This window comes from Faecalibacter sp., assembly GCF_057177045.1.
Genome location: NZ_CM169987.1, coordinates 847,488 through 867,082 on the forward strand (window position 1 = coordinate 847,488; position 19,595 = coordinate 867,082).

General features: G+C 33.0%; 16 protein-coding genes and 5 tRNA genes. 12 read left to right on the top strand and 9 right to left on the bottom strand.

Annotated elements, in window-relative coordinates; genetic code table 11:
* Positions 1-27: 27 nt before the first annotated feature.
* Both AC1QSP_RS03885 and AC1QSP_RS03890 read right to left on the bottom strand, forming a co-directional pair.
* Positions 28-1,374, bottom strand: coding sequence for a peptidylprolyl isomerase (locus AC1QSP_RS03885; RefSeq protein WP_484079880.1), 1,347 nt, complete (start codon positions 1,372-1,374; stop codon positions 28-30).
* Between the two features lie 127 nt (positions 1,375-1,501).
* Positions 1,502-2,368, bottom strand: a complete 867-nt coding sequence (locus AC1QSP_RS03890) for a beta/alpha barrel domain-containing protein (RefSeq protein WP_484079881.1) — start codon at positions 2,366-2,368, stop codon at positions 1,502-1,504.
* Positions 2,369-2,431: 63 nt separating this feature from the next.
* Here AC1QSP_RS03890 and pepT point away from each other — a divergent pair, with 63 nt between their 5' ends.
* Both pepT and AC1QSP_RS03900 read left to right on the top strand, forming a co-directional pair.
* Positions 2,432-3,673 carry a peptidase T gene (gene pepT / locus AC1QSP_RS03895; RefSeq protein ID WP_484079882.1) on the top strand — a complete coding sequence of 414 codons (1,242 nt, stop codon included), beginning with the start codon at positions 2,432-2,434 and terminating at the stop codon, positions 3,671-3,673.
* Between the two features lie 92 nt (positions 3,674-3,765).
* On the top strand, positions 3,766-4,437 hold the full coding sequence (locus AC1QSP_RS03900) for a head GIN domain-containing protein (RefSeq protein ID WP_484079883.1): 672 nt from the start codon (positions 3,766-3,768) through the stop codon (positions 4,435-4,437).
* Positions 4,438-4,518: 81 nt separating this feature from the next.
* Here the strand turns inward: AC1QSP_RS03900 and AC1QSP_RS03905 are convergent, their stop codons facing one another.
* Entirely contained in the window at positions 4,519-5,802 is a 1,284-nt protein-coding gene (locus AC1QSP_RS03905) for a hemolysin family protein (protein WP_484079884.1), read from the bottom strand.
* A gap of 50 nt (positions 5,803-5,852) precedes the next feature.
* Here AC1QSP_RS03905 and AC1QSP_RS03910 point away from each other — a divergent pair, with 50 nt between their 5' ends.
* Entirely contained in the window at positions 5,853-6,623 is a 771-nt protein-coding gene (locus tag AC1QSP_RS03910) for a M15 family metallopeptidase (RefSeq protein ID WP_484079885.1), read from the top strand.
* A gap of 16 nt (positions 6,624-6,639) precedes the next feature.
* Here the strand turns inward: AC1QSP_RS03910 and AC1QSP_RS03915 are convergent, their stop codons facing one another.
* The 5 genes from AC1QSP_RS03915 to AC1QSP_RS03935 all read right to left on the bottom strand — a co-directional run bounded on the left by AC1QSP_RS03915 (position 6,640) and on the right by AC1QSP_RS03935 (position 10,870).
* Positions 6,640-7,266: an alpha-ketoglutarate-dependent dioxygenase AlkB family protein gene (locus AC1QSP_RS03915; RefSeq protein WP_484079886.1), complete on the bottom strand. Its 627-nt coding sequence runs from the start codon at positions 7,264-7,266 to the stop codon at positions 6,640-6,642.
* Positions 7,267-7,326: 60 nt separating this feature from the next.
* Positions 7,327-8,319, bottom strand: coding sequence for a beta-ketoacyl-ACP synthase III (locus AC1QSP_RS03920; RefSeq protein ID WP_322969627.1), 993 nt, complete (start codon positions 8,317-8,319; stop codon positions 7,327-7,329).
* Between the two features lie 120 nt (positions 8,320-8,439).
* Positions 8,440-9,333: a helix-turn-helix domain-containing protein gene (locus AC1QSP_RS03925; RefSeq protein ID WP_484079887.1), complete on the bottom strand. Its 894-nt coding sequence runs from the start codon at positions 9,331-9,333 to the stop codon at positions 8,440-8,442.
* Positions 9,333-10,259: a 2-hydroxyacid dehydrogenase gene (locus AC1QSP_RS03930; protein WP_484079888.1), complete on the bottom strand. Its 927-nt coding sequence runs from the start codon at positions 10,257-10,259 to the stop codon at positions 9,333-9,335. The genes AC1QSP_RS03925 and AC1QSP_RS03930 overlap by 1 nt, the downstream gene beginning before the upstream one ends.
* The gene (locus AC1QSP_RS03935; protein ID WP_484079889.1) at positions 10,256-10,870 is read right to left on the bottom strand and encodes a methylated-DNA--[protein]-cysteine S-methyltransferase; all 615 of its coding nucleotides are present in this window, start codon (positions 10,868-10,870) and stop codon (positions 10,256-10,258) included. Before AC1QSP_RS03935 ends, AC1QSP_RS03930 begins: the two co-directional genes overlap by 4 nt.
* Before the next feature lie 97 nt (positions 10,871-10,967).
* Here AC1QSP_RS03935 and AC1QSP_RS03940 point away from each other — a divergent pair, with 97 nt between their 5' ends.
* Positions 10,968-12,998, top strand: a complete 2,031-nt coding sequence (locus tag AC1QSP_RS03940) for a M3 family metallopeptidase (RefSeq protein WP_484080383.1) — start codon at positions 10,968-10,970, stop codon at positions 12,996-12,998.
* Between the two features lie 34 nt (positions 12,999-13,032).
* On the opposite strand, the gene AC1QSP_RS03945 is transcribed toward AC1QSP_RS03940, so the two are convergent.
* Positions 13,033-13,455, bottom strand: coding sequence for a CC0125/CC1285 family lipoprotein (locus AC1QSP_RS03945; protein WP_484079890.1), 423 nt, complete (start codon positions 13,453-13,455; stop codon positions 13,033-13,035).
* 301 nt (positions 13,456-13,756) lie between these two features.
* On the opposite strand from AC1QSP_RS03945, the gene AC1QSP_RS03950 reads away from it, so the two are divergent.
* From AC1QSP_RS03950 to AC1QSP_RS03985, 8 genes are all read left to right on the top strand, one after another.
* Positions 13,757-17,035, top strand: a complete 3,279-nt coding sequence (locus AC1QSP_RS03950) for a cytochrome c biogenesis protein (RefSeq protein WP_484079891.1) — start codon at positions 13,757-13,759, stop codon at positions 17,033-17,035.
* Positions 17,036-17,426: 391 nt separating this feature from the next.
* The gene (locus tag AC1QSP_RS03955; RefSeq protein WP_322969620.1) at positions 17,427-18,017 is read left to right on the top strand and encodes a glutathione peroxidase; all 591 of its coding nucleotides are present in this window, start codon (positions 17,427-17,429) and stop codon (positions 18,015-18,017) included.
* Between the two features lie 6 nt (positions 18,018-18,023).
* Complete coding sequence (bshB1, locus tag AC1QSP_RS03960) at positions 18,024-18,725, top strand: bacillithiol biosynthesis deacetylase BshB1 (RefSeq protein WP_484079892.1); 702 nt, start codon at positions 18,024-18,026, stop codon at positions 18,723-18,725.
* Between the two features lie 117 nt (positions 18,726-18,842).
* A tRNA-His gene (locus tag AC1QSP_RS03965) sits at positions 18,843-18,918 on the top strand.
* Positions 18,919-18,964: 46 nt separating this feature from the next.
* A tRNA-His gene (locus tag AC1QSP_RS03970) sits at positions 18,965-19,040 on the top strand.
* Between the two features lie 46 nt (positions 19,041-19,086).
* Positions 19,087-19,162: transfer RNA gene (locus tag AC1QSP_RS03975), tRNA-His, on the top strand.
* Between the two features lie 46 nt (positions 19,163-19,208).
* Positions 19,209-19,284, top strand: a tRNA-His gene (locus AC1QSP_RS03980).
* A gap of 46 nt (positions 19,285-19,330) precedes the next feature.
* Positions 19,331-19,406 (top strand) — tRNA-His (locus AC1QSP_RS03985).
* The last annotated feature ends 189 nt before the right edge of the window (positions 19,407-19,595 follow it).

The following is a 19,595-nucleotide window of genomic DNA, read 5'->3' on the forward strand; positions in this document are numbered from 1 at the left end:
TGCTTTTAATATATACTAATATTTAGTTTATTTCTGTTCCCAGTTGATTGGAAAATTACATGATTTATATTCATCTCCAATCTTTATAAATGCGTCAGGAATTTGCTTTTTCACCCAATCCACTAAAACGTCTTGTTCTTTGTAGCGAATTGCAAATTGTTTGATACGGTAATAATCATCCTCATAATTAATTTTATGTTCTGGATAAATTTTATTTACGCGCATTAATCGAACCACTTTTTTGTTTTGATATTCATCAGAGAATACATTTGATAATTCACCTTCTCCTAACGATGTAATAGCAGAGAATTCATTTAAAGGTAAATTGATTTTCTCAAAACGATCTTCCCCTGTTTGAGGACTTGTTAAATTTCCATCGTTATATTTAGTGTATTTATCATCTGAAAAACGAATCGCTGCATCTTTGAAAGTCATTTTACCTTCGTTGATTAAAATTCGAATCGAATCTAATTTTTCAATCGTTTTATTTAATTCCTCTTCTGTTGGTTTTAGAGTAATTAAAATATGACGTAAATCTAATTCTTGCCCTCTACGTTTATCCAATTGAATAATATGGTACCCAAACTCCGTTTTAAATGGATCAGATATTTCACCTTCTTCTAAATTGAAAGCTACGGCATCAAACTCTTTTACCATTTTCCCACGCGTAACTTTAAGGTATTGACCTCCATTATTGGCAGAACCTGGATCTTCTGAATATAAGATCGCTTTGGTAGCAAAAGATGAACCTTCTTCAATTTCTTGCTTGATTCCTTTTAATTCATCTATGACTTTTTGTTCATTTTCCGCTGATACTTCTGGATACATGATGATATGGCTCAATGTAATTTCCTCCTTTACATCAGGTAATTCCGTTTTATTTTTTTCAAAGAATTCACGAACTTCCTCAGGAGTTGCATCTAACCCTGCCACTAACGCTTCACGTTTACGACGAGAAAAGATGTTGTCTTCTACGATAAATTTCATCTCATTCTTCATTTCCGCCATTGTACGGAATCCAAAGAATTTTAAGACTTGTTCTTCGCCTCCACCACGTTGTTTAAAATCTTCAATTTGAGCATTTAAAGATCTCGTAATTTCGTCTTGTGTTACAGAAATTAAAGTATCTTGCTTTGCACGATCAATTAACATTTTTTCCATTAAAATGTCATTTAAAAATTCGCACTTATCGGCAACTTGTAGACCTTGTTGTTGTGATAAGATAAAATCTCTTTCTACATCAGAATCTAAAACGATTTGATCTCCAATAACTGCGGCAATACCATCTAATTTCACAGGTTTTGCAGTTTGCGCAACAGCATTTACAGTAAATAATGCTGTAAAAAACAACATCATTGATGCTTTAAGGTTCATATACTTTAATTTCATTTATTTTAATAGCTATGTTAACGTTGGTAACGTTGAGCAAATTTAACTTTTTTTGGTAAAGTGAAACACATTTACAATTCCTTTAACAAAAGAATATGCAATTACTTGCATTTTATACTAAACGGAACGTACGCAAAGCAACATTCCATGCCGATTCAAAGTCAAATAAATTTAGTCCATGCTTTTCTTTATGCTGATTCGCAAAACTAATTAATTTTTCAGTTGGCATATTTCCTACCATTTCACTTTTAGACATCGGACACCCTCCTAATCCTTTGATCGCTCCATCAAAACGACGACATCCAGCGGCATAAGCCGAATATACTTTTACATTCCAATTCAAATATTCGGTATGAAAATGTGCACCAAATTCAATTTCTGAATACTGTGGAATCAATGTACTATACAATTCTGTAATGACTTCTTTTTGAGCCACTCCAATTGTATCCGATAAATTAATGGTTTTTACACCTATATCCGCGAATCGCTTTGCCCACATTTTTACATCCTCTACTTGATAATCTTCTCCATAAGGATTACCAAAAGCCATTGAAAAATAAACCAACAATTCTTTTTCATTAGCAGCAGCCATTTCTTGTAAACCTTTGGCCATTTCAAACGCTTCCTCTCTTGATTTGTTGGTATTATAATGCTGAAACTTTTCTGAAATAGAAAACGGGTACCCTAAATAAGTTACCTTCTCGTGTTCTGCAGCTTTCTTTCCTCCACTTAGATTTGCAACAATTACTGACAGTTTCGATTTGGTATTCCCCATCTCAATTTGATCTAACACTTCTTGTGTATCAGCCATTTGAGGAATCGTTTTAGGCGAAACGAAGCTCCCACAATCAATTGCTTCAAATCCAACGGTTAATAATCGGTTTAAATAATCAATTTTCTGAGCCGTTGGAATGAATTCTTTAATTCCTTGCATTGCATCACGTGGGCATTCTATTATTTTAAAAGTTTGTTCACTCATTTTTTTGGTTATTTGCGCTTTAAAGGTATATAATTTACTAATTTTGACAAAAATTAAAACGCAATGCAAACAGAATGGAGAGAAAAGCTTGTAAAACGCTTTTTAAAATATGTAAGTATATACACAGAAAGTGAGGCTTTTGTAGACAGATTCCCAAGTACAGAACGTCAATGGGATTTAGCAAATTATTTGGTTGAAGAACTTAAATCAATCGGATTAGAGGACGTTTCAATCGACGAAAACGGATATGTTTTCGGTTATGTACCTTCTACAGTAGATCACGAAGTACCTACAATTGGTTTCGTTTCTCATATGGATACATCACCAGATTTCACTGCTGAAAATGTAAAACCTCAGATTTGGGAAAATTATGACGGTGGAGATATCCAATTGAATGAAAATATGATTTTATCTCCTTCAGAATTCCCAGAATTGAATTTATATAAAGGAAATACAATCATCACAACAGATGGTACAACTTTATTAGGTGCTGACGATAAAGCAGGTATTGCTGAAATTGTAACGGCTGCTGAATATTTGGTGGCTCATCCAGAAATTAAACATGGACGTATTGCTGTTGGATTTACTCCTGATGAGGAAGTTGGTCGTGGAGCTGATTTCTTTAATGTAGAGAAATTCGGAGCTGAATGGGGATATACAATGGATGGTTCTGAAATTGGAGAATTAGAGTATGAAAACTTTAATGCTGCTTCAGCAATTGTTACTTTTAAAGGAAAATCAGTTCATCCAGGTTATGCTAAAAATAAAATGATCAATGCTGCGAATTTAGCAATGGAGTTTGCTTCTCAATTGCCAAATGATGAGGTTCCTGAATTAACAGATGGTCGTGAAGGTTTCTTCCATTTAGCTAAAATGTCTGGTTCTGTTACAGAAGCACGTTTACAATACATTATTCGTGATCACGATATGGATCAATACGAAGCACGTAAAGCTTTATTTTTACAAATCGCAGAGGATATCCAAGAACGTTTTGATCATGAAGTGGTTGTAGCTACTGTAGAAGACCAATACTTTAATATGATTGAAAAAGTAAAAGAAAAATTCCAATCCGTTGAAATTGCAGAACAAGCATTAAAAGACTGTGGAGTAACACCAAACATCAAACCGATTCGTGGTGGAACTGATGGTGCACGTTTATCTTTTATGGGATTACCATGTCCAAACATTTTTGCTGGAGGTCACAACTTCCATGGTCCTTATGAATATGTACCGGTGGAATCAATGGAAAAAGCTACTGAAATTATCGTAAGAATCGCTGAAATTACAGCTGAGACTTCAAAATAATAATTTTTGTCATCCGACAAAACTTCTAAGTTTTCTTATTTTGGTTTGAAATTTGTAAATACTCAAATCAAAATTTGAAAACTTTTTTATTTATGAAAAATATATTCTTTACTGCCATAGCACTAATCGGTACACCATTCTCATTTGCACAACTTACTAAAAATGTAGGAGACTATAATTCTTTAAAAGTATACGATCGCATTCCGGTCGAGTTAATTCAATCCAATACCAATAAAGTTGAAGTCAGTGGTGATTTAGAAAAAGAAGTAGATGTTGTGAATAAAAATGGAGATCTTAAAATTAAGATGAATTCATTAAACTTAATGCAAGGTTCTAAAGTAAAAGTAAAAGTTTACTACAAGAATTTATACGATATCCAAGCAAGTCAAGGTTCAATGATCTACTCGGATGATAAAATCAAATCAAGTATTTTAAAATTATCATCAAACGAAGGATCTTCAATTAAGTTAGATATTGATACAAAGAAAGTGGATGCTAAAATCAATTCAGGTGCAGAATTAATTTTAAATGGTGATGCAGACGCGCTTACAGTAAATGCCAATTCAGGAGGTAAATTTTATGGTAAAACATTAAATACAGAAAATGCATCTTTAACAACGAACGTGGGCGGGATTATTGAAGCAAAAGTGAAAGAATCTGTAGATGCTAAAACGAGAGCTGGTGGAACAATTGATATATACGGTTCACCGAAAGTAAAAAACAATAAAACAATCGCTGGAGGAACAATTAATTTTAGAGATTAATCTCAAATCCGTGAATAAATTAAAAAATCCTAACTTCGAAAATGAGTTAGGATTTTTTTTATATTCTGAAATTATAAAATCTTATTCTATACCCTCCTCAATACGATAAGCTAAAATTTTATCAATTCGGTTCCCATCTTTATCAATAATTTCAAGGACTAAATTATCCACTTGTATTTTATCGCCTACTTTAGGCATCTCTTCAGTTTGGCTAAAGAATAATCCTGATACCGTTACATATAAATTTTCGACATCATCGTGAACATCCACATTAAAATAACGTTCAAATTCATAAATTGAAAATTGACCATCAATTAACCAAGAGCCATCTTCTCTTTCTATCACTTCATAATCTTCTTCCTCATTTTCAGGAGATTCCCCTATCAATTCATCCATAATATCATTTATGGTAATGATCCCTGCTGTTGTCCCATATTCATCAATCATTACAGCAAAATGTGAATGTGAATTCTGAAGGCGTTCAAGCAATGGATAACAAAACGAATTTTCGTTCACAAAAATAGCTTTACGCAAATATTTTTTTAATTGAAAATCTTCTTTCGATGTTCCAAATAAATCTTTTAAATGAATGACACCTACCACTTCATCCAAATTATCATTCTTAACAATTGGATACCCTGAATGCTTATTCTTTTTTATTTTATTCCGTACAACATCATATGGATCGGTAATATTAAGATAAACAATCTCTGAGCGATGAGTCGCTAGAGTATTTACACGTCGATCTCCTAACTCAAAAACACGCTCTACAATGTCATGTTCTTTTTCTTGAATTTCTCCCCCCTCCGTACTTTCACGTATAATTGATTTAATCTCTTCTTCCGATACTACTTCATTATTATCCTTAATGCCTAATACTTTAAGCATGATATTATTTGTAAAACTTAATAACCAAACAAATGGTGAAGTCACTAATGATAAAATACGCATGGGTTTAGAAACCGTTTTAGCGATCGTTTCAGGAAACGTTAAACCTATACGTTTTGGCAATAATTCACCAAAAACAATTGAAAAATACGTAATTATGATGATCATTAACACTGAAGCTACAGTTTCAGCGTACCCTCCTATCATTGGAATTTGACGTAATAAATCGGCCAAATCTTTTGTTAATGCATCTCCAGAAAAAACCCCAAGTAAAATCCCTATTAAAGTAATTCCAATTTGAACGGTAGATAAAAAAGTATCAGGCTTTTCAGCTAACTCTAAAGCAGCTTTAGCTCCTGAGCTTCCTTGTTTTTTCTCATTTTCTAATTTAAATTTTCGTGCGGAGACCAATGCCATTTCTGACATGGAAAAAACACCATTTAAGAGAATAAGAACGATTAAAATAATTATTTCCACTGATTATCTTTAAATTTGCTTAAAAATAAAGATAATTTCAATACAAAACTATGTTTATCAACCTTAAGCAAATGAATCAAACCTTTGCCCTATTATTCGGAATACTTTTAACTTCTCCTTTAATGGCGCAAACTGCTATAGAAGAAACGACCGAAGTAACATCTAATCATCAATTTACAACTTTAGACCTTATCGGTAAATCTAACCCAAATCTATCAAAAGGGAAGGAATATCGCGTTTTACCAGAAGTTGCTGTTGCGCTGGAAAAAATGAAAACAGATGCCAAGGCTGCTGGTTTTGATATCTGCGTCATTTCAAGTTATCGCAACTATGCTTATCAAAATGGAATTTGGGAAAGAAAATACAAAGCCAATTTGGCAAAAGGAATCAAAGGAATCAAAAATGTAGAAAAAATCATTGAATATTCCACGATTCCAGGTACTTCACGCCATCATTGGGGTACAGACATCGATATTATTGATATGACTAAAGGAATTCCATTAAATCCATTACATGAAAAACATTTTAATCCAGGAGGGCAAATGCATAAATTTAAATTATGGTTGGATGAAAATGCGCACAAATATGGTTTCCATTTGGTTTACACCAAAGATGATGCACGTAAAGGATTTAAATACGAGCCTTGGCATTTTACATACAAACCCATTTCTGATCGTATGATGGAAGAATATAAGAAATTGGATTTAAAAAAATTATTACAAGAAAATAAGTTGATGGGAAGTGAACATTTTACGGAAGAATTTATCGCAAAATACAGAACTGAAAATATCTTAGATATCAATCCTCAATTGGTTAAATAATACAAAAGCATCATTATTATGGTGCTTTTTTTATTTCACATTTCATTTGACGGAAGGTAAGATTAATGCGAAAGGACTTGATGCGTTTAGAAACTGGTAATTGATGCAACCAATAGGTTTGAGTTTCACCTTTCATTACCAACAAGCTTCCAGCGGGAAGATGAATTGAAATTTTTTCCTTCGTGATTCGATGTTTAAAATCAAACCTTCTTTCTACACCAAAACTCAATGAAGCTATAACTCCCTTATCTTTCAATTCTTTTTCAGAATCACTGTGCCAAGACATCCCTTCTTCCCCAGTATGATAGAGATTTAATAAACATGAATTATAATTTTCTTCTGTTATATTTTCCACCCTTTTCTTGATCTCCAATAAAATATCATTCCACACCAATGCTTTCTTCGTGATTTTAGAATAGGTATACTGAAATGGTAATTCACCAAACCAAGCATATTTGCGACGTGTTGTAATTAATTTTCCAAAAATTATCGCTTGATCGTTGGTCCAAGGGATTTCTTCCAACAATTTTTTTGAAAGATACAAAACTTCTTCATCTGAAAAGATTTGACCGTAATAATTCACTATTCCATCTTTTGGAAGAATATTTTCAGTACCATCATATAAATCATTAAACAAATCCATAACTTAAATTTAAGCAAAAAAAAAGAGCAATATTGCTATTGCCCCTCACAAAAAAACTATTTAAAGTCCCCATCTTATTAATGAAGCTCCCCAAGAGAAACCTGCCCCAAAGGCGGTTAATAAGACGAAATCTCCTTTTTGGAATTTAGAAATATTTTCCCACATACACAGCGGAATGGTTGCTGCTATAGTATTACCATATTTCTCAATATTAACCATTGTTTTATCTGGATCGATATTAATTCCTGCCCCCACCGCATCTATAATCCGTTTATTGGCCTGATGTGGGACCAACCACTTAATATCTTCTGTTGTAATCTTATTGTTGTTTAAAAGATCTGTGCACGTTTCACTCATAGCCGTTACAGCCTTTTTAAATACCACTTTACCATCTTGTTTGATGTAGTGTTTTTCAAGAGTTTCGATAGAAGCAGGGTACAACGAACCTCCACCTTCAATATGTAAAAATTCACGACCTTCACCATTACTGCGCAGTAATGAATCCATTACTCCATATTCATGATTTGGTTCTAATAATACAGCTGCTGCGCCATCACCAAATAAAATATTGGTTGAACGATCATTAAGATCAACATAAGAACTAATATTATCAGCTCCGACAACAAGAATGTTTTTATAACGACCTGATTCAATTAAACCTGAACCTACGTTTAATGCATATAAAAAACCTGAACATGCTGCATTTAAATCAAATGCCCAAACATTATGAATGTTTAATTTTTCACAAATGATATTAGCCGTGGCTGGCATCAACATATCTGGAGTCGATGTCGCTACGATTAACGCATCTACTTTTGATAAATCTTTATCATAGTTGTCAAAAAGGTTTAATATTGCTTCTACAGCCATATCTGATGTTGCTAAACCTTCCTCTAATATCCTTCTCTCCTTAATCCCTGTACGCTTTGTAATCCACTCATCAGATGTATTACATATTTGTGCTAAATCATCGTTTGTTCTACGACCTTTCGGTACAAAACCTCCTATAGCAGTAATATTTGCAAAAATGTTTTTTGTGGCAGTAAATTTCATTTCAATTTTTATGTAAGAAAATTCTACTTTAGAACCATCTTGTTTTGAACATCACAAAGTTCCGAAATCAATTCACAAACCTCTTGTTTAATAAACGTGATTATTTGTCAAAAAGACGCATTAAGAGTTTTTGTATTCTGTAGGTGATAATCCTGTAATTTTCTTGAAAAACTTATTAAAAATGGGTAAATCAAGAAAATTAAGTAAGTTAGCCACTTCAGAAATGGTAAAATTGGGATTTTTTAATAAAACCTTCGCTTCTAGAATGACCGCCTCAGAGATAATTGTCTTTGGCGATTTTTTTAAAACCTCTGTAATTACTTTCGTCAGATGTTTACGGGAGACAAATAATTTATCAGCATAAAACTGCACTTCTCGACTTTCCCTAAAGTGAGTTCCTACCAATAAAATAAATTGCTTAGCGAGTTCTTCTTTTCGATTTGGCTTATGACCATTGGTCGAATGAACCATATGATGGTAAAAGTTTCCTAACTCATACATTAAGATGGACAAATGATGGATCACCAATTCATCGGAAAACACATTGCTATTTTTAAAAATGTAAGTATATATTTTAGTGAAATTGTATTTTACATCACGTGCTGTTTTCCGATCCAAAGAAATAATTTTTGGATACTGAGGAGATAAAAATTCTATTAAGTTTTGTGATTTGATATGATAACCAGCTTCCACAATCATTTCAGAATCAACAAATACCGCTTTCACTTCAAAATCATCAGAAAATTGAATAATTTCAAAAATTTGGCTGGGTAAGACCACCATAATATCATCTTTAATGATACGTTTTTCTTCTAAATTTACTGTAATATCACAATATCCACGATAAACATGAATGATCCCTAAAGAAGAAAACTTGTAAGCTGTCTCTTTGGATAAATAACGACTATGCCATCGGGCTTTCAAATCAAACATAGTCACTTTTTTATGACATAAATTTTTTGGCCCTTGATCAATTAAATCACGAATCGAATATTGGAGAATAACATCTTTCATTAATATCCTCTTTTTAAATCAACCACATGTTGTAGTTCATTATTGGATTTAAAACGTTTATAATTTTCAATCACCAAATCGATGGCTGTGTCAGGATTGGTTATACTTGCAATATGCGGAGTGATATAAATATTCGGATGAGTCCAAAAGGGATGATCAATTTCTAAAGGTTCTTGATGAAAAACATCCAAATAAGCAGCTTTAAGAAAACCATTATCCAATGCTGTAACCAAGTCTTCATCTTTCATGTGCCCTCCTCTACCCACATTGATTAAAACAGGTTGATTTGCTATTTGTTGAAATAACGTATGACTCAATAGTTCTTTAGTTTCTTCCGTTAGTGGTAAAATATTCACAATAAAATCTCCAGTACGAACAGAATCAAATAAAGCATCACGTCCTGCAAAAGTTAAAATACCATCTATTTTTTTAGGTGAATTTGACCAACCTTGTACCTGAAATCCTAAATTTTTCAATTGTACAGCAACAAATTTTCCAATTTCCCCCATCCCTAGAATGGTAATTGTTGTAGAATGAATGCTTTCATAAGATTTAGGTAACCACGATCGGTTCAACTGATCTTTATAATATAACATCGTATTTTTCATCGACGCCATGATGCACATCAAAACATGTTCAAACATATCTTGTTTTAACGCAGGATCCACAATACGTGTAACTTTGATAGATTCTGGAATAGGCGTATGCAACAAATGATCAATGCCGGCACCGACGGACTGAACCACTTTTAGATTTTTAAATTCATTGACGTATCCTTGATGCGGTTTCCAAGTCAGCAAAACCTCTACTTCATCTTTGTTCTCGATAGCAGGATAAATTTCAATTTTCTCCTCTGGTAATTTTTCTTTCAATTGATTCATCCATACCAATGGATCCTTTTGATTAAATAGGATGGCAATACTCATAATGATAATTCATGTTTTAAAATTTCGGCTTTTAAAGCTTCACCCCAACGAAATCCCGATAATTTACCTGTTTTTTGCACCACACGATGACACGGTATCAGATATGCAATTTCATTCGCACCAATAGCAGATCCCACGGCGCGCGATGCACTTTTTACTCCCATAGTTTTAGCCAGTTCCGAATAGGTTGTAATCTGACCAAATTTAATTTTAGTCAACGCTCGCCAAACTTCATACTGAAAATCAGTTCCTTTTGCATAAATCTTCACCATTTCTGGCCACTGATTTTCTGTAACAATTCTTAACGCGATCTGTTGTTGATCTGTTTTTTCTTCCCGCAAATTGCAATCGAAAAAAAATTGTTTGAAATTTTCAATCGCTTGTTTGGGATTTTCTACAAAATGCAAATAACAAATACCATCTGACACGCTTCCAATGATAATATCACCATAAGGTGATGGGTACAAAGCAAATGAAATATAGTCCTCGCTATAATGTTTATAGTAATTCTTTGACTGAAAGCGATTATAATTAATTTTAAAATTTGTTTTTAAATCTTCTGATTCAGAAAAACGTTCCTTTAAAAATTGTGGTGTAAGATCAATCGACATAAAGTTAAGATGAAATTTAATTTGAATGACGGTTTGTCAGAAACTCCTAAATTGGAATTTAATTTGATAAATTTACACAAAATACAATTCAGAAATGATGAATAATCCATTATTAGAAAAATTTGATACGCCATTTGAAAGCGCACCATTTTCTAAAATCAAAATAGAACATTATCAACCGGCTTTCGAACAAGCAATTAAAGAAGCCAAAGAAGAAATCGATCAAATCGTTAATAATCCACAAGAGCCTACTTTCGAAAATACCATCGTTGCCATGGAACTTTCAGGTGAAAAATTAGGACGTATCTCTTCGATATTTTTTAATTTAAACTCTGCTGAAACGTCTGATGAAATGCAAAAAATAGCACAAGAAATTTCTCCTGCATTATCTGAGTTTGGGAATGACATCCGATTAAATCAAGCGCTTTTTCAACGCATTAAAGTTATTTATGATCAACGCCATACGCTAAACCTTACAGAAGAAGAAGCTTATTTATTAGAGAAAAAATACAAAGGATTCTCTCGTAATGGTGCCAATCTTAACGAAGACGAAAAGCTGAAATTAAGAGATATTGATAAAGAATTAGCGCAATTAACTTTACAATTCGGGCAAAATGTTTTAGCTGAAACAAATTTATATGAATTAATCATTACCAATGAAGATGATTTAAAAGGTTTACCTGATTATGCTATAGAACAAGCAAAAGCAGATGCCGAAGCTAAAAATAAAGAAGGATGGATTTTCACATTGCAAGCACCAAGCTATATTCCTTTTATGCAGTATGCTGAAAATAGAGCATTGCGTGAAGAATTGTTCCGTGCGAGTGGACGTAAAGCCTATCAAAATAACGAATATAACAACGAAGAAAACATCAAAAAAATTGCAAAACTTCGTTACGATCGTGCAAATTTATTAGGCTATACTACACATGCTGATTATGTTCTAGAAGAACGAATGGCAAAAACACCATCGAATGTCATTGAATTTTTAAATGATTTATTGGTTAAAGCACGTCCTTTTGCTGAAAAAGAGATTGAAGAACTTGCTGCATTTGCGAAAAAAACAGACGGTATTGACACATTACAACGTTGGGATCATGCCTATTATGCTGAAAAATTGAAACAAGTTAAATTTAATCTGTCTGAAGAAGAGTTAAAACCTTATTTCCAATTGGAAAATGTAACCCAAGGAGCTTTTAATGTCGCCACAAAGTTATTTGGAATTACATTCAAGGAAATAAATACCATCGACAAATATCATGAAGATGTGGTGACTTATGAAGTTTTGGACAAAGATGGAAACTTTTTAAGTTTATTATATGCAGATTTCTTTCCACGCGCAGGAAAACGTCCTGGTGCTTGGATGACAAGTTTTAGAGAAGCTTCAAATGTTAATGGGAAATCTATCCGCCCACATGTTTCTATTGTATGTAATTTTACAAAACCAACAAAAGATAAACCTTCATTGTTAACGTTCCAAGAAGTGACAACACTATTTCACGAATTTGGTCATGCGTTACATGGAATGTTACCTAATACCGTTTTTGAAAGTTTAGCTGGAACAAATGTCTACTGGGATTTTGTCGAATTACCATCACAATTCTATGAGAATTTTTGCTATGAACCAGAAGCTCTAGCTCTATTTGCAAAACACTATCAAACAGGAGAAATAATTCCTCAAGAATTAGTGGATAAAGTTAGAAATGCTTCAAGTTACATGGATGGATATCAAACTTTACGTCAAATTAGTTTTGGACTATTAGACATGGCATATCATGCCAATAATCCAAGCGAAATTCATGATGTACAAGAATTTGAAAAGATGGCTTTTCAACCTACAGAATTATACCCTCAGGTTCAAGATAATTTAATGAGTACTTCATTTTCTCATATTTTCCAAGGAGGATATTCTTCAGGATATTATTCCTACAAATGGGCAGAAGTATTGGATGCAGATGCATTTGCTTATTTTCAAGAAACAGGAATTTTCAATGAGGAAACAGCTCAGAAATATTACACTCTATTATCATCTGGAGGAACAAAAGACCCAATGGAATTATATATTGAATTCCGAGGAAAAAAACCGACGCCTGATGCACTTTTGAAACGTGCAGGATTAGTTGCATAAATACAAAAGCTCAACTTTAAAAGTTGAGCTTTTTTTATTTCAAATTATATTTTTTAGTCAAACGATCGTATTCTGCATGAGCATCATAAAAAGTTTGATATTTGGCTGGCACATCATTATACAATGCCACTTTTAATGTACTGCTATTAATTTTTTGCTTATTGATTTGTGTACTTTCTGAAACTTTACTCAAAACAACAAAGTGTTTAAATCCTTTATTTTTTGCAATTTCTGCTGCACGTAACATCGACAAGTCAAAAACTTTATTTTGATTCATTTTGACACCACGATATGTTACTTCATATTCGTTACCCTTCACGTGTTGATCAAAGTAACCTGACTGAAAATCACTTGAAATATTTTCAGTTGTTTGTTGATACACTGACTTATTGGATTGACAGCTAAATTGACCCATGGAAGCCAAGGCAAATGCTGATAAAATAATAACCTTTTTCATTTTAATAGTTTTGGTGATATTTAGGGTTATTACAAAATCAATACCATAGATGATTGGTAATCGATGAAAATTAACTTTACAATTATTTAACATTTCTAAAAAAAAACTTAATAAAAGAGACAATTTTGTTGGTCTTAAAGAGATGTAAAATATTATATTTATTTGATATACATCAACTTAATTAAATAACTTATAATGTAATATTAACAATTCATTAACTAAAATAGAATAACAAAAATCATTGATAAATTTGGTTGTTTATCCTAAGAACTCTAGTATTTTTGTAAATCAATTTTATAGCATGAACAAACTTGAAAAATATTTATTTTCAACACGTACCATGTCCGTTTTGTTACTGATTTATGCAGTTTCAATGGCCATTGCTACATTTGTTGAAAATGATTATGATACAGCAACAGCCAAAGCTGTAATTTACGAGGCAACATGGTTTGAAATTTTGATGGTTTGGTTGATTGTATTATTCATCGCCAATATCAAAAGATATCAATTATGGAGACGTGAAAAGTGGTCTTTACTTGTCTTTCACATGGCCTTTTTATTCATTTTTATTGGTGGTGCAGTTACACGTTACATCAGCTTTGAAGGAAATATGCAAATTCCAGAAGGTGAAACAACAAACGAAATTGTATCCTATAAAAATTACTTCAAATTAATCGTAGATGATGGTGATCAGCGTTTAGCATACGATAATCACAACTACGAAATGACTTATTTTGACCGAAAGGATAGCACAAATTCAATGTTCTATCGCAATTTCGAAGGTCAATATCAATTCAAAAATAAATTAATCACGTTAAAAACGTTCGATTATATCCCTCATGCTTTAGACACGATTGTTCGAAAATCAACTGGAAAACCGATCTTAGAATTGGTTACAATTGGACAAAATGGACGTCAATCTGTATTCATCAAGTCTGGTGAAATTAAATCTTTAGGAGGAACATTAGTTTCTTTCAACCGTCCAATGGAAGGTACTGTACAAATAATGGGTGAAGGTGAAAATTTAACCATCAAATCCCCATTCGAAGGAGAGTACGTCCAAATGACCGGACAGCAAATAGGTATTGTTACTGATGAAGCGAAATTAAAAGAATCAGCAGGTAAAGTAGGTTTCAATGTGATGGAACCTTTAAAATTACGTTCATTATATTCAATACTTAACGCCCAATTTGTAATTCCAAACCCTGCATTCTTAGGGGAAGTTGTATACAGTGAAGGGAATAAACATCATCCTGAACAAAAAGATTTACCTGGTGCAATTCGTGCCGAAGTGATTGTTGGAGACAAAAGAGATACAGTTACAATTGTTGGTGGTCAAGGTCAACAAAATTACACTGCCGATGTTTCAATCGATGGTTTAAATATTTCATTAGGATACGGTGCTCGTATTGTAAAAACACCATTTAGCATACGTTTAGATGACTTTATCTTAGATCGTTATCCTGGTTCAACGAATCCATCATCATTTGAATCTAAAATTACAGTGATTGATGAGGGAGTTGAAACACCTCAACACATTTACATGAACAATGTAATGGATTATAAAGGGTATCGTTTCTTCCAATCAAGTTACTTCCCTACAGAAAACGGTACTGTTTTATCTGTAAATCAAGACTGGTGGGGAACAAATATTACCTATGTTGGATATTTCTTATTATTTGGAGGTATGTTCGTATCATTATTCTGGAAAGGAACACGTTTCTTACAATTGAATGATTTATTAAAAAATCTACACAAAAAGAAAACTTTAATTTTAATTCCTTTCTTCTTCTCTATCTTAGCTTTTGGTCAAGCGACTGATCCTCATGCTGGTCATGATCATGCATCAGGAGAAGGACATGGAGAACCGGCAAAAGAGCAACAAATTAAAGCTCCTCATGCAAATCACGGGGTTTCGAAAGAAATGTCTGACCCGAAGACATTAGTACAAAACCTTAAAATTCCTGTTGAGCATGCCGATCGTTTTGGTCACTTATTGATTCAAGATATTGAAGGACGTATTAAACCAATTAATACACAATCTTTAGAAATTTTACGAAAAATCTACAAAAAAGATAAGTTTCATGGATTAACATCTGATCAATGGTTTATCTCTTTACAAATGGATCCTGCTTATTGGGCAAATGCTCCATTAATTAAAGTGGGTAGTAAAGGGGGTGATCAATTGAAACAATTAACAAATGCTAATGATGAAGGATATACTTCATTAATGAATTTAGTTGATCCACAAACAACACGATTTAAGTTAGATAAATTATACAGTGAAGCTTTTTCTCGTAAACCTGCAGAACGTTCTAAATTTGATGAAGAAGTAATTGCGGTTACAGAACGCTTTAATATTTTAGATAATACAGCAAAAGGATATCAATTAAAAATAATCCCTGTTCAAAATGACCCTTCAAACCGTTGGACATCTTGGATTTATCAAACCAATGAAAAACCTGTTGAAATTGATACTCTCGCTCTAGGAATGGTTTCAGTTTATATGAACATGGTTTCTGAGGGGATGAAGTCAGGTGATTTTACAGCTGCTGATAATGCCATCGATTACATCAACGAATACCAACAAAAATGGGGTAAAAATGTTGTGCCATCCGCACAAAAGGTAGAATTAGAAGTTTTTTATAACAAAGCCAATGTGTTCTTTTGGATAATGATTGCTTACTTCGTTGTAGCTTCTATCTTGATCATTTTAGCCTTTGTTCAATTATTTACAGAAAATAAATTTGTTAAATATGCCATTAATGTCGTTTTAGGTTTAACCTTTATCGTCTTCCTGGCGCATGCTACTGGATTAGGAATTCGTTGGTATTTAACAGGACACGCGCCATGGTCAAATGGATATGAAGCCATTATCTTTATTTCTTGGGTAGGTGTATTAGCTGGTTTAATTTTACATAAAAACCGTAATGCTTTTATTCCTGCAACGGGAGCAATGGTTGCTGTGATTATGATGGGATTTGCTCATGGTGGAGCTATGCTAGATCCACAAATTACACCTTTAGTACCGGTACTTAAATCATATTGGTTAATTGTACACGTTGCCATTATTGTTTCATCTTATGGATTCTTTGGATTAAGTGCAGTTTTAGGATTCTTTGCTTTAATTATTATGATGTTTAAACAGAATAAGAAAATTGAAGTTTCAATCAAAGAAATGTCTTATGTCTCTGAAATGTCCTTAACCATTGGGATCTATTTGCTAACAATTGGTACATTCTTAGGAGGAATGTGGGCGAATGAATCTTGGGGTCGTTATTGGTCTTGGGATCCAAAAGAAACTTGGGCTTTTATTTCTGTAATTGTTTATGCTGTTGTATTACACATGCGATTAGTGCCAGGTTTAAGAGGATTTTGGACTTTTAATGTTGCAGCAATGTGGGCCGTATGGTCAGTGATTATGACGTATTTTGGAGTAAACTACTATTTATCTGGTTTACACTCATATGCAGCAGGAGATCCAGTTCCAATTCCAGATTGGATTTATTGGACATTAGCGATGATGGTTATTTTGACATTAGCCTCTCGTTTAGTACCTAAATACTTGCATAAAAAATAAAATAAATTGCATATAATTTTAAAGCTCATACTTTTCAGTATGAGCTTTTTTTTATGATTCATAATTATTTATCTTTATAATTACCTATTTAACAACACAATTCCTTAAACTGTGAAAATTATTTAAAATTACTAATATTTAACTCGTGATTTACGAATAGAATGAAACAGCCAAAAAAATTTGATTATAAAAAAATTAAAGATGATAAATCTGAAAATAAGACAATCATTCGAATTCTACTTCTATTCGCATTGGCTTTAATTTGCTTTATCATTTATCTGAGCGGAGGAATTACGAATTTATTGCACTTTATAAAATGAAAAACATTTTTTGACGTATATCAATTTATTAATTGATCATATATTGTAAATTTGTTAGACAATTTATAGATATGAAATATTTAATAATTGCTTTATTAAGCGTTTTTGCATCCTGCAATGCACAAGAAAAGAAAACGAAAAAGCCCACAAAACCAACAACCACTCAAACTTCAAAAAAGATGAAATCAATTTATGATTATACGTTCGAAGACATTAATGGAGATCAATTTAATTTTGCTGATTTAAAGGGTAAAAAAGTCTTGATTTTAAATACCGCTTCTAAATGTGGATATACCAAACAATATGATGCATTAGAAAAAGTATATCAACAATACCGAAATGATGATTTTGTTGTTATCGGTTTTCCTTCGGATAACTTTGGAGGACAAGAATTTGAGAACAACGAAGAGATTGCTAACTTCTGTCGTTTAAATTATGGTGTTTCTTTTCCTTTAATGACAAAAAGTGATGTAAAAGGTACAGGACAAAATGAAATTTTTAAATATTTAACTCAAAAAGCTTTAAATGGGAAATCAGATTATGATGTTAAGTGGAATTTTACAAAATTCTTAATTAATCCTGATGGAACGTTAGAAGCTTCTTACCCTTCAAATGTAACACCAGACGATGAAAAAATTATCGCTTGGATTGAAAATAAATAAATCAAAATGAAATTAGATATTTTAGCTATTGGCGCACATCCAGATGATGTCGAATTAGGTTGTGCCGGAACATTAGCCAAAGAAATTAGCCTGGGTAAAAAAGTCGGGATCATCGATTTAACAAAAGGTGAATTAGGAACACGTGGAACAGATCTTACTCGTAAAGAAGAAGCAACTGAAGCAGCTAAAATTTTAGGTGTAACTGTACGTGAAAATTTAAATATTGGTGATGGTTTCTTTGAAAACAACAAAGAAAATCAAATGAAAGTCATCGAAATGATTCGTAAATACCAACCCGATGTTATTTTAAGTAATGCACCTTCTGACCGTCATCCCGACCATGGAAAAGGTTCAGATCTTGTCAACACCGCTATATTTCTTTCAGGATTGCCAAAAATTGAGAATGGATTACAACCATGGCGTCCTAAAAAACACTTCCATTACATCCAATGGCTACCATTAGAACCTAACTTTGTCGTAGACATTACAGGATTCTTAGATCAAAAAGTAGAATCGTGTTTAGCGTACAAAACTCAATTCTTTGATCCTAATTCTAAAGAGCCTGTAACACCAATTGCTACGAAGAATTTTACGGATTCTATACAATATCGTGCCATGGATTTAGGTCGTTTAATTGGAACGGAAGCTGGAGAAGGATTTATTTCGAGAAGTTACATCGCTGTAAATAATTTAGATTCTTTACTTTAGAAAAAACACTGATAAAATCAGTGTTTTTTTCTTAAAAAATGTTTGGAAATACGGATTTCAACACTATATTTGCAATCCAATTGAACCACTAATAAGTGGGAAAACAAGAGGAAAAATGGTGATTGTAGCTCAGTTGGTTAGAGCGCCGGATTGTGGTTCCGGAGGTCGTGGGTTCGAGACCCATCATTCACCCTAAACACTTTTCGAATTTTAGTTATAAAAGAAAAATTCAATAACTTGGTGATTGTAGCTCAGTTGGTTAGAGCGCCGGATTGTGGTTCCGGAGGTCGTGGGTTCGAGACCCATCATTCACCCTAAACACTTTACGAATTTTAGTTACAAAAGAAAAATTCAATAACTTGGTGATTGTAGCTCAGTTGGTTAGAGCGCCGGATTGTGGTTCCGGAGGTCGTGGGTTCGAGACCCATCATTCACCCTAAACACTTTTCGAATTTTAGTTATAAAAGAAAAATTCAATAACTTGGTGATTGTAGCTCAGTTGGTTAGAGCGCCGGATTGTGGTTCCGGAGGTCGTGGGTTCGAGACCCATCATTCACCCTAAACACTTTACGAATTTTAGTTACAAAAGAAAAATTCAATAACTTGGTGATTGTAGCTCAGTTGGTTAGAGCGCCGGATTGTGGTTCCGGAGGTCGTGGGTTCGAGACCCATCATTCACCCTATTAAATCTCAACTCTAATGATAGAGTTGAGATTTTTTTTATATCACTTCTTCTTCTCTATTTATATTACAATAATTTCAATCGTAAAGCTTTTTAAATTATTCATTTTGTTTATCTTAGATTTCGTAAGCTTATCCAACTAAAAAATGGTATTATAGTTGCGAGCTAACATTATTGTAACACAACCA

Coding starts and splice junctions, on each gene's coding strand:
- AC1QSP_RS03925 (WP_484079887.1), bottom strand. CDS start 9,333: ATGAAAGATGTTATTCTCCAATATTCGATTCGTGATTTAATTGATCAA.
- AC1QSP_RS03930 (WP_484079888.1), bottom strand. CDS start 10,259: ATGAGTATTGCCATCCTATTTAATCAAAAGGATCCATTGGTATGGATG.
- AC1QSP_RS03940 (WP_484080383.1), top strand. CDS start 10,968: ATGAATAATCCATTATTAGAAAAATTTGATACGCCATTTGAAAGCGCA.
- bshB1 (WP_484079892.1), top strand. CDS start 18,024: ATGAAATTAGATATTTTAGCTATTGGCGCACATCCAGATGATGTCGAA.
- AC1QSP_RS03885 (WP_484079880.1), bottom strand. CDS start 1,374: ATGAACCTTAAAGCATCAATGATGTTGTTTTTTACAGCATTATTTACT.
- AC1QSP_RS03955 (WP_322969620.1), top strand. CDS start 17,427: ATGAAATATTTAATAATTGCTTTATTAAGCGTTTTTGCATCCTGCAAT.
- AC1QSP_RS03945 (WP_484079890.1), bottom strand. CDS start 13,455: ATGAAAAAGGTTATTATTTTATCAGCATTTGCCTTGGCTTCCATGGGT.
- AC1QSP_RS03900 (WP_484079883.1), top strand. CDS start 3,766: ATGAAAAATATATTCTTTACTGCCATAGCACTAATCGGTACACCATTC.
- AC1QSP_RS03935 (WP_484079889.1), bottom strand. CDS start 10,870: ATGTCGATTGATCTTACACCACAATTTTTAAAGGAACGTTTTTCTGAA.
- AC1QSP_RS03915 (WP_484079886.1), bottom strand. CDS start 7,266: ATGGATTTGTTTAATGATTTATATGATGGTACTGAAAATATTCTTCCA.
- pepT (WP_484079882.1), top strand. CDS start 2,432: ATGCAAACAGAATGGAGAGAAAAGCTTGTAAAACGCTTTTTAAAATAT.
- AC1QSP_RS03950 (WP_484079891.1), top strand. CDS start 13,757: ATGAACAAACTTGAAAAATATTTATTTTCAACACGTACCATGTCCGTT.
- AC1QSP_RS03920 (WP_322969627.1), bottom strand. CDS start 8,319: ATGAAATTTACTGCCACAAAAAACATTTTTGCAAATATTACTGCTATA.
- AC1QSP_RS03890 (WP_484079881.1), bottom strand. CDS start 2,368: ATGAGTGAACAAACTTTTAAAATAATAGAATGCCCACGTGATGCAATG.
- AC1QSP_RS03910 (WP_484079885.1), top strand. CDS start 5,853: ATGTTTATCAACCTTAAGCAAATGAATCAAACCTTTGCCCTATTATTC.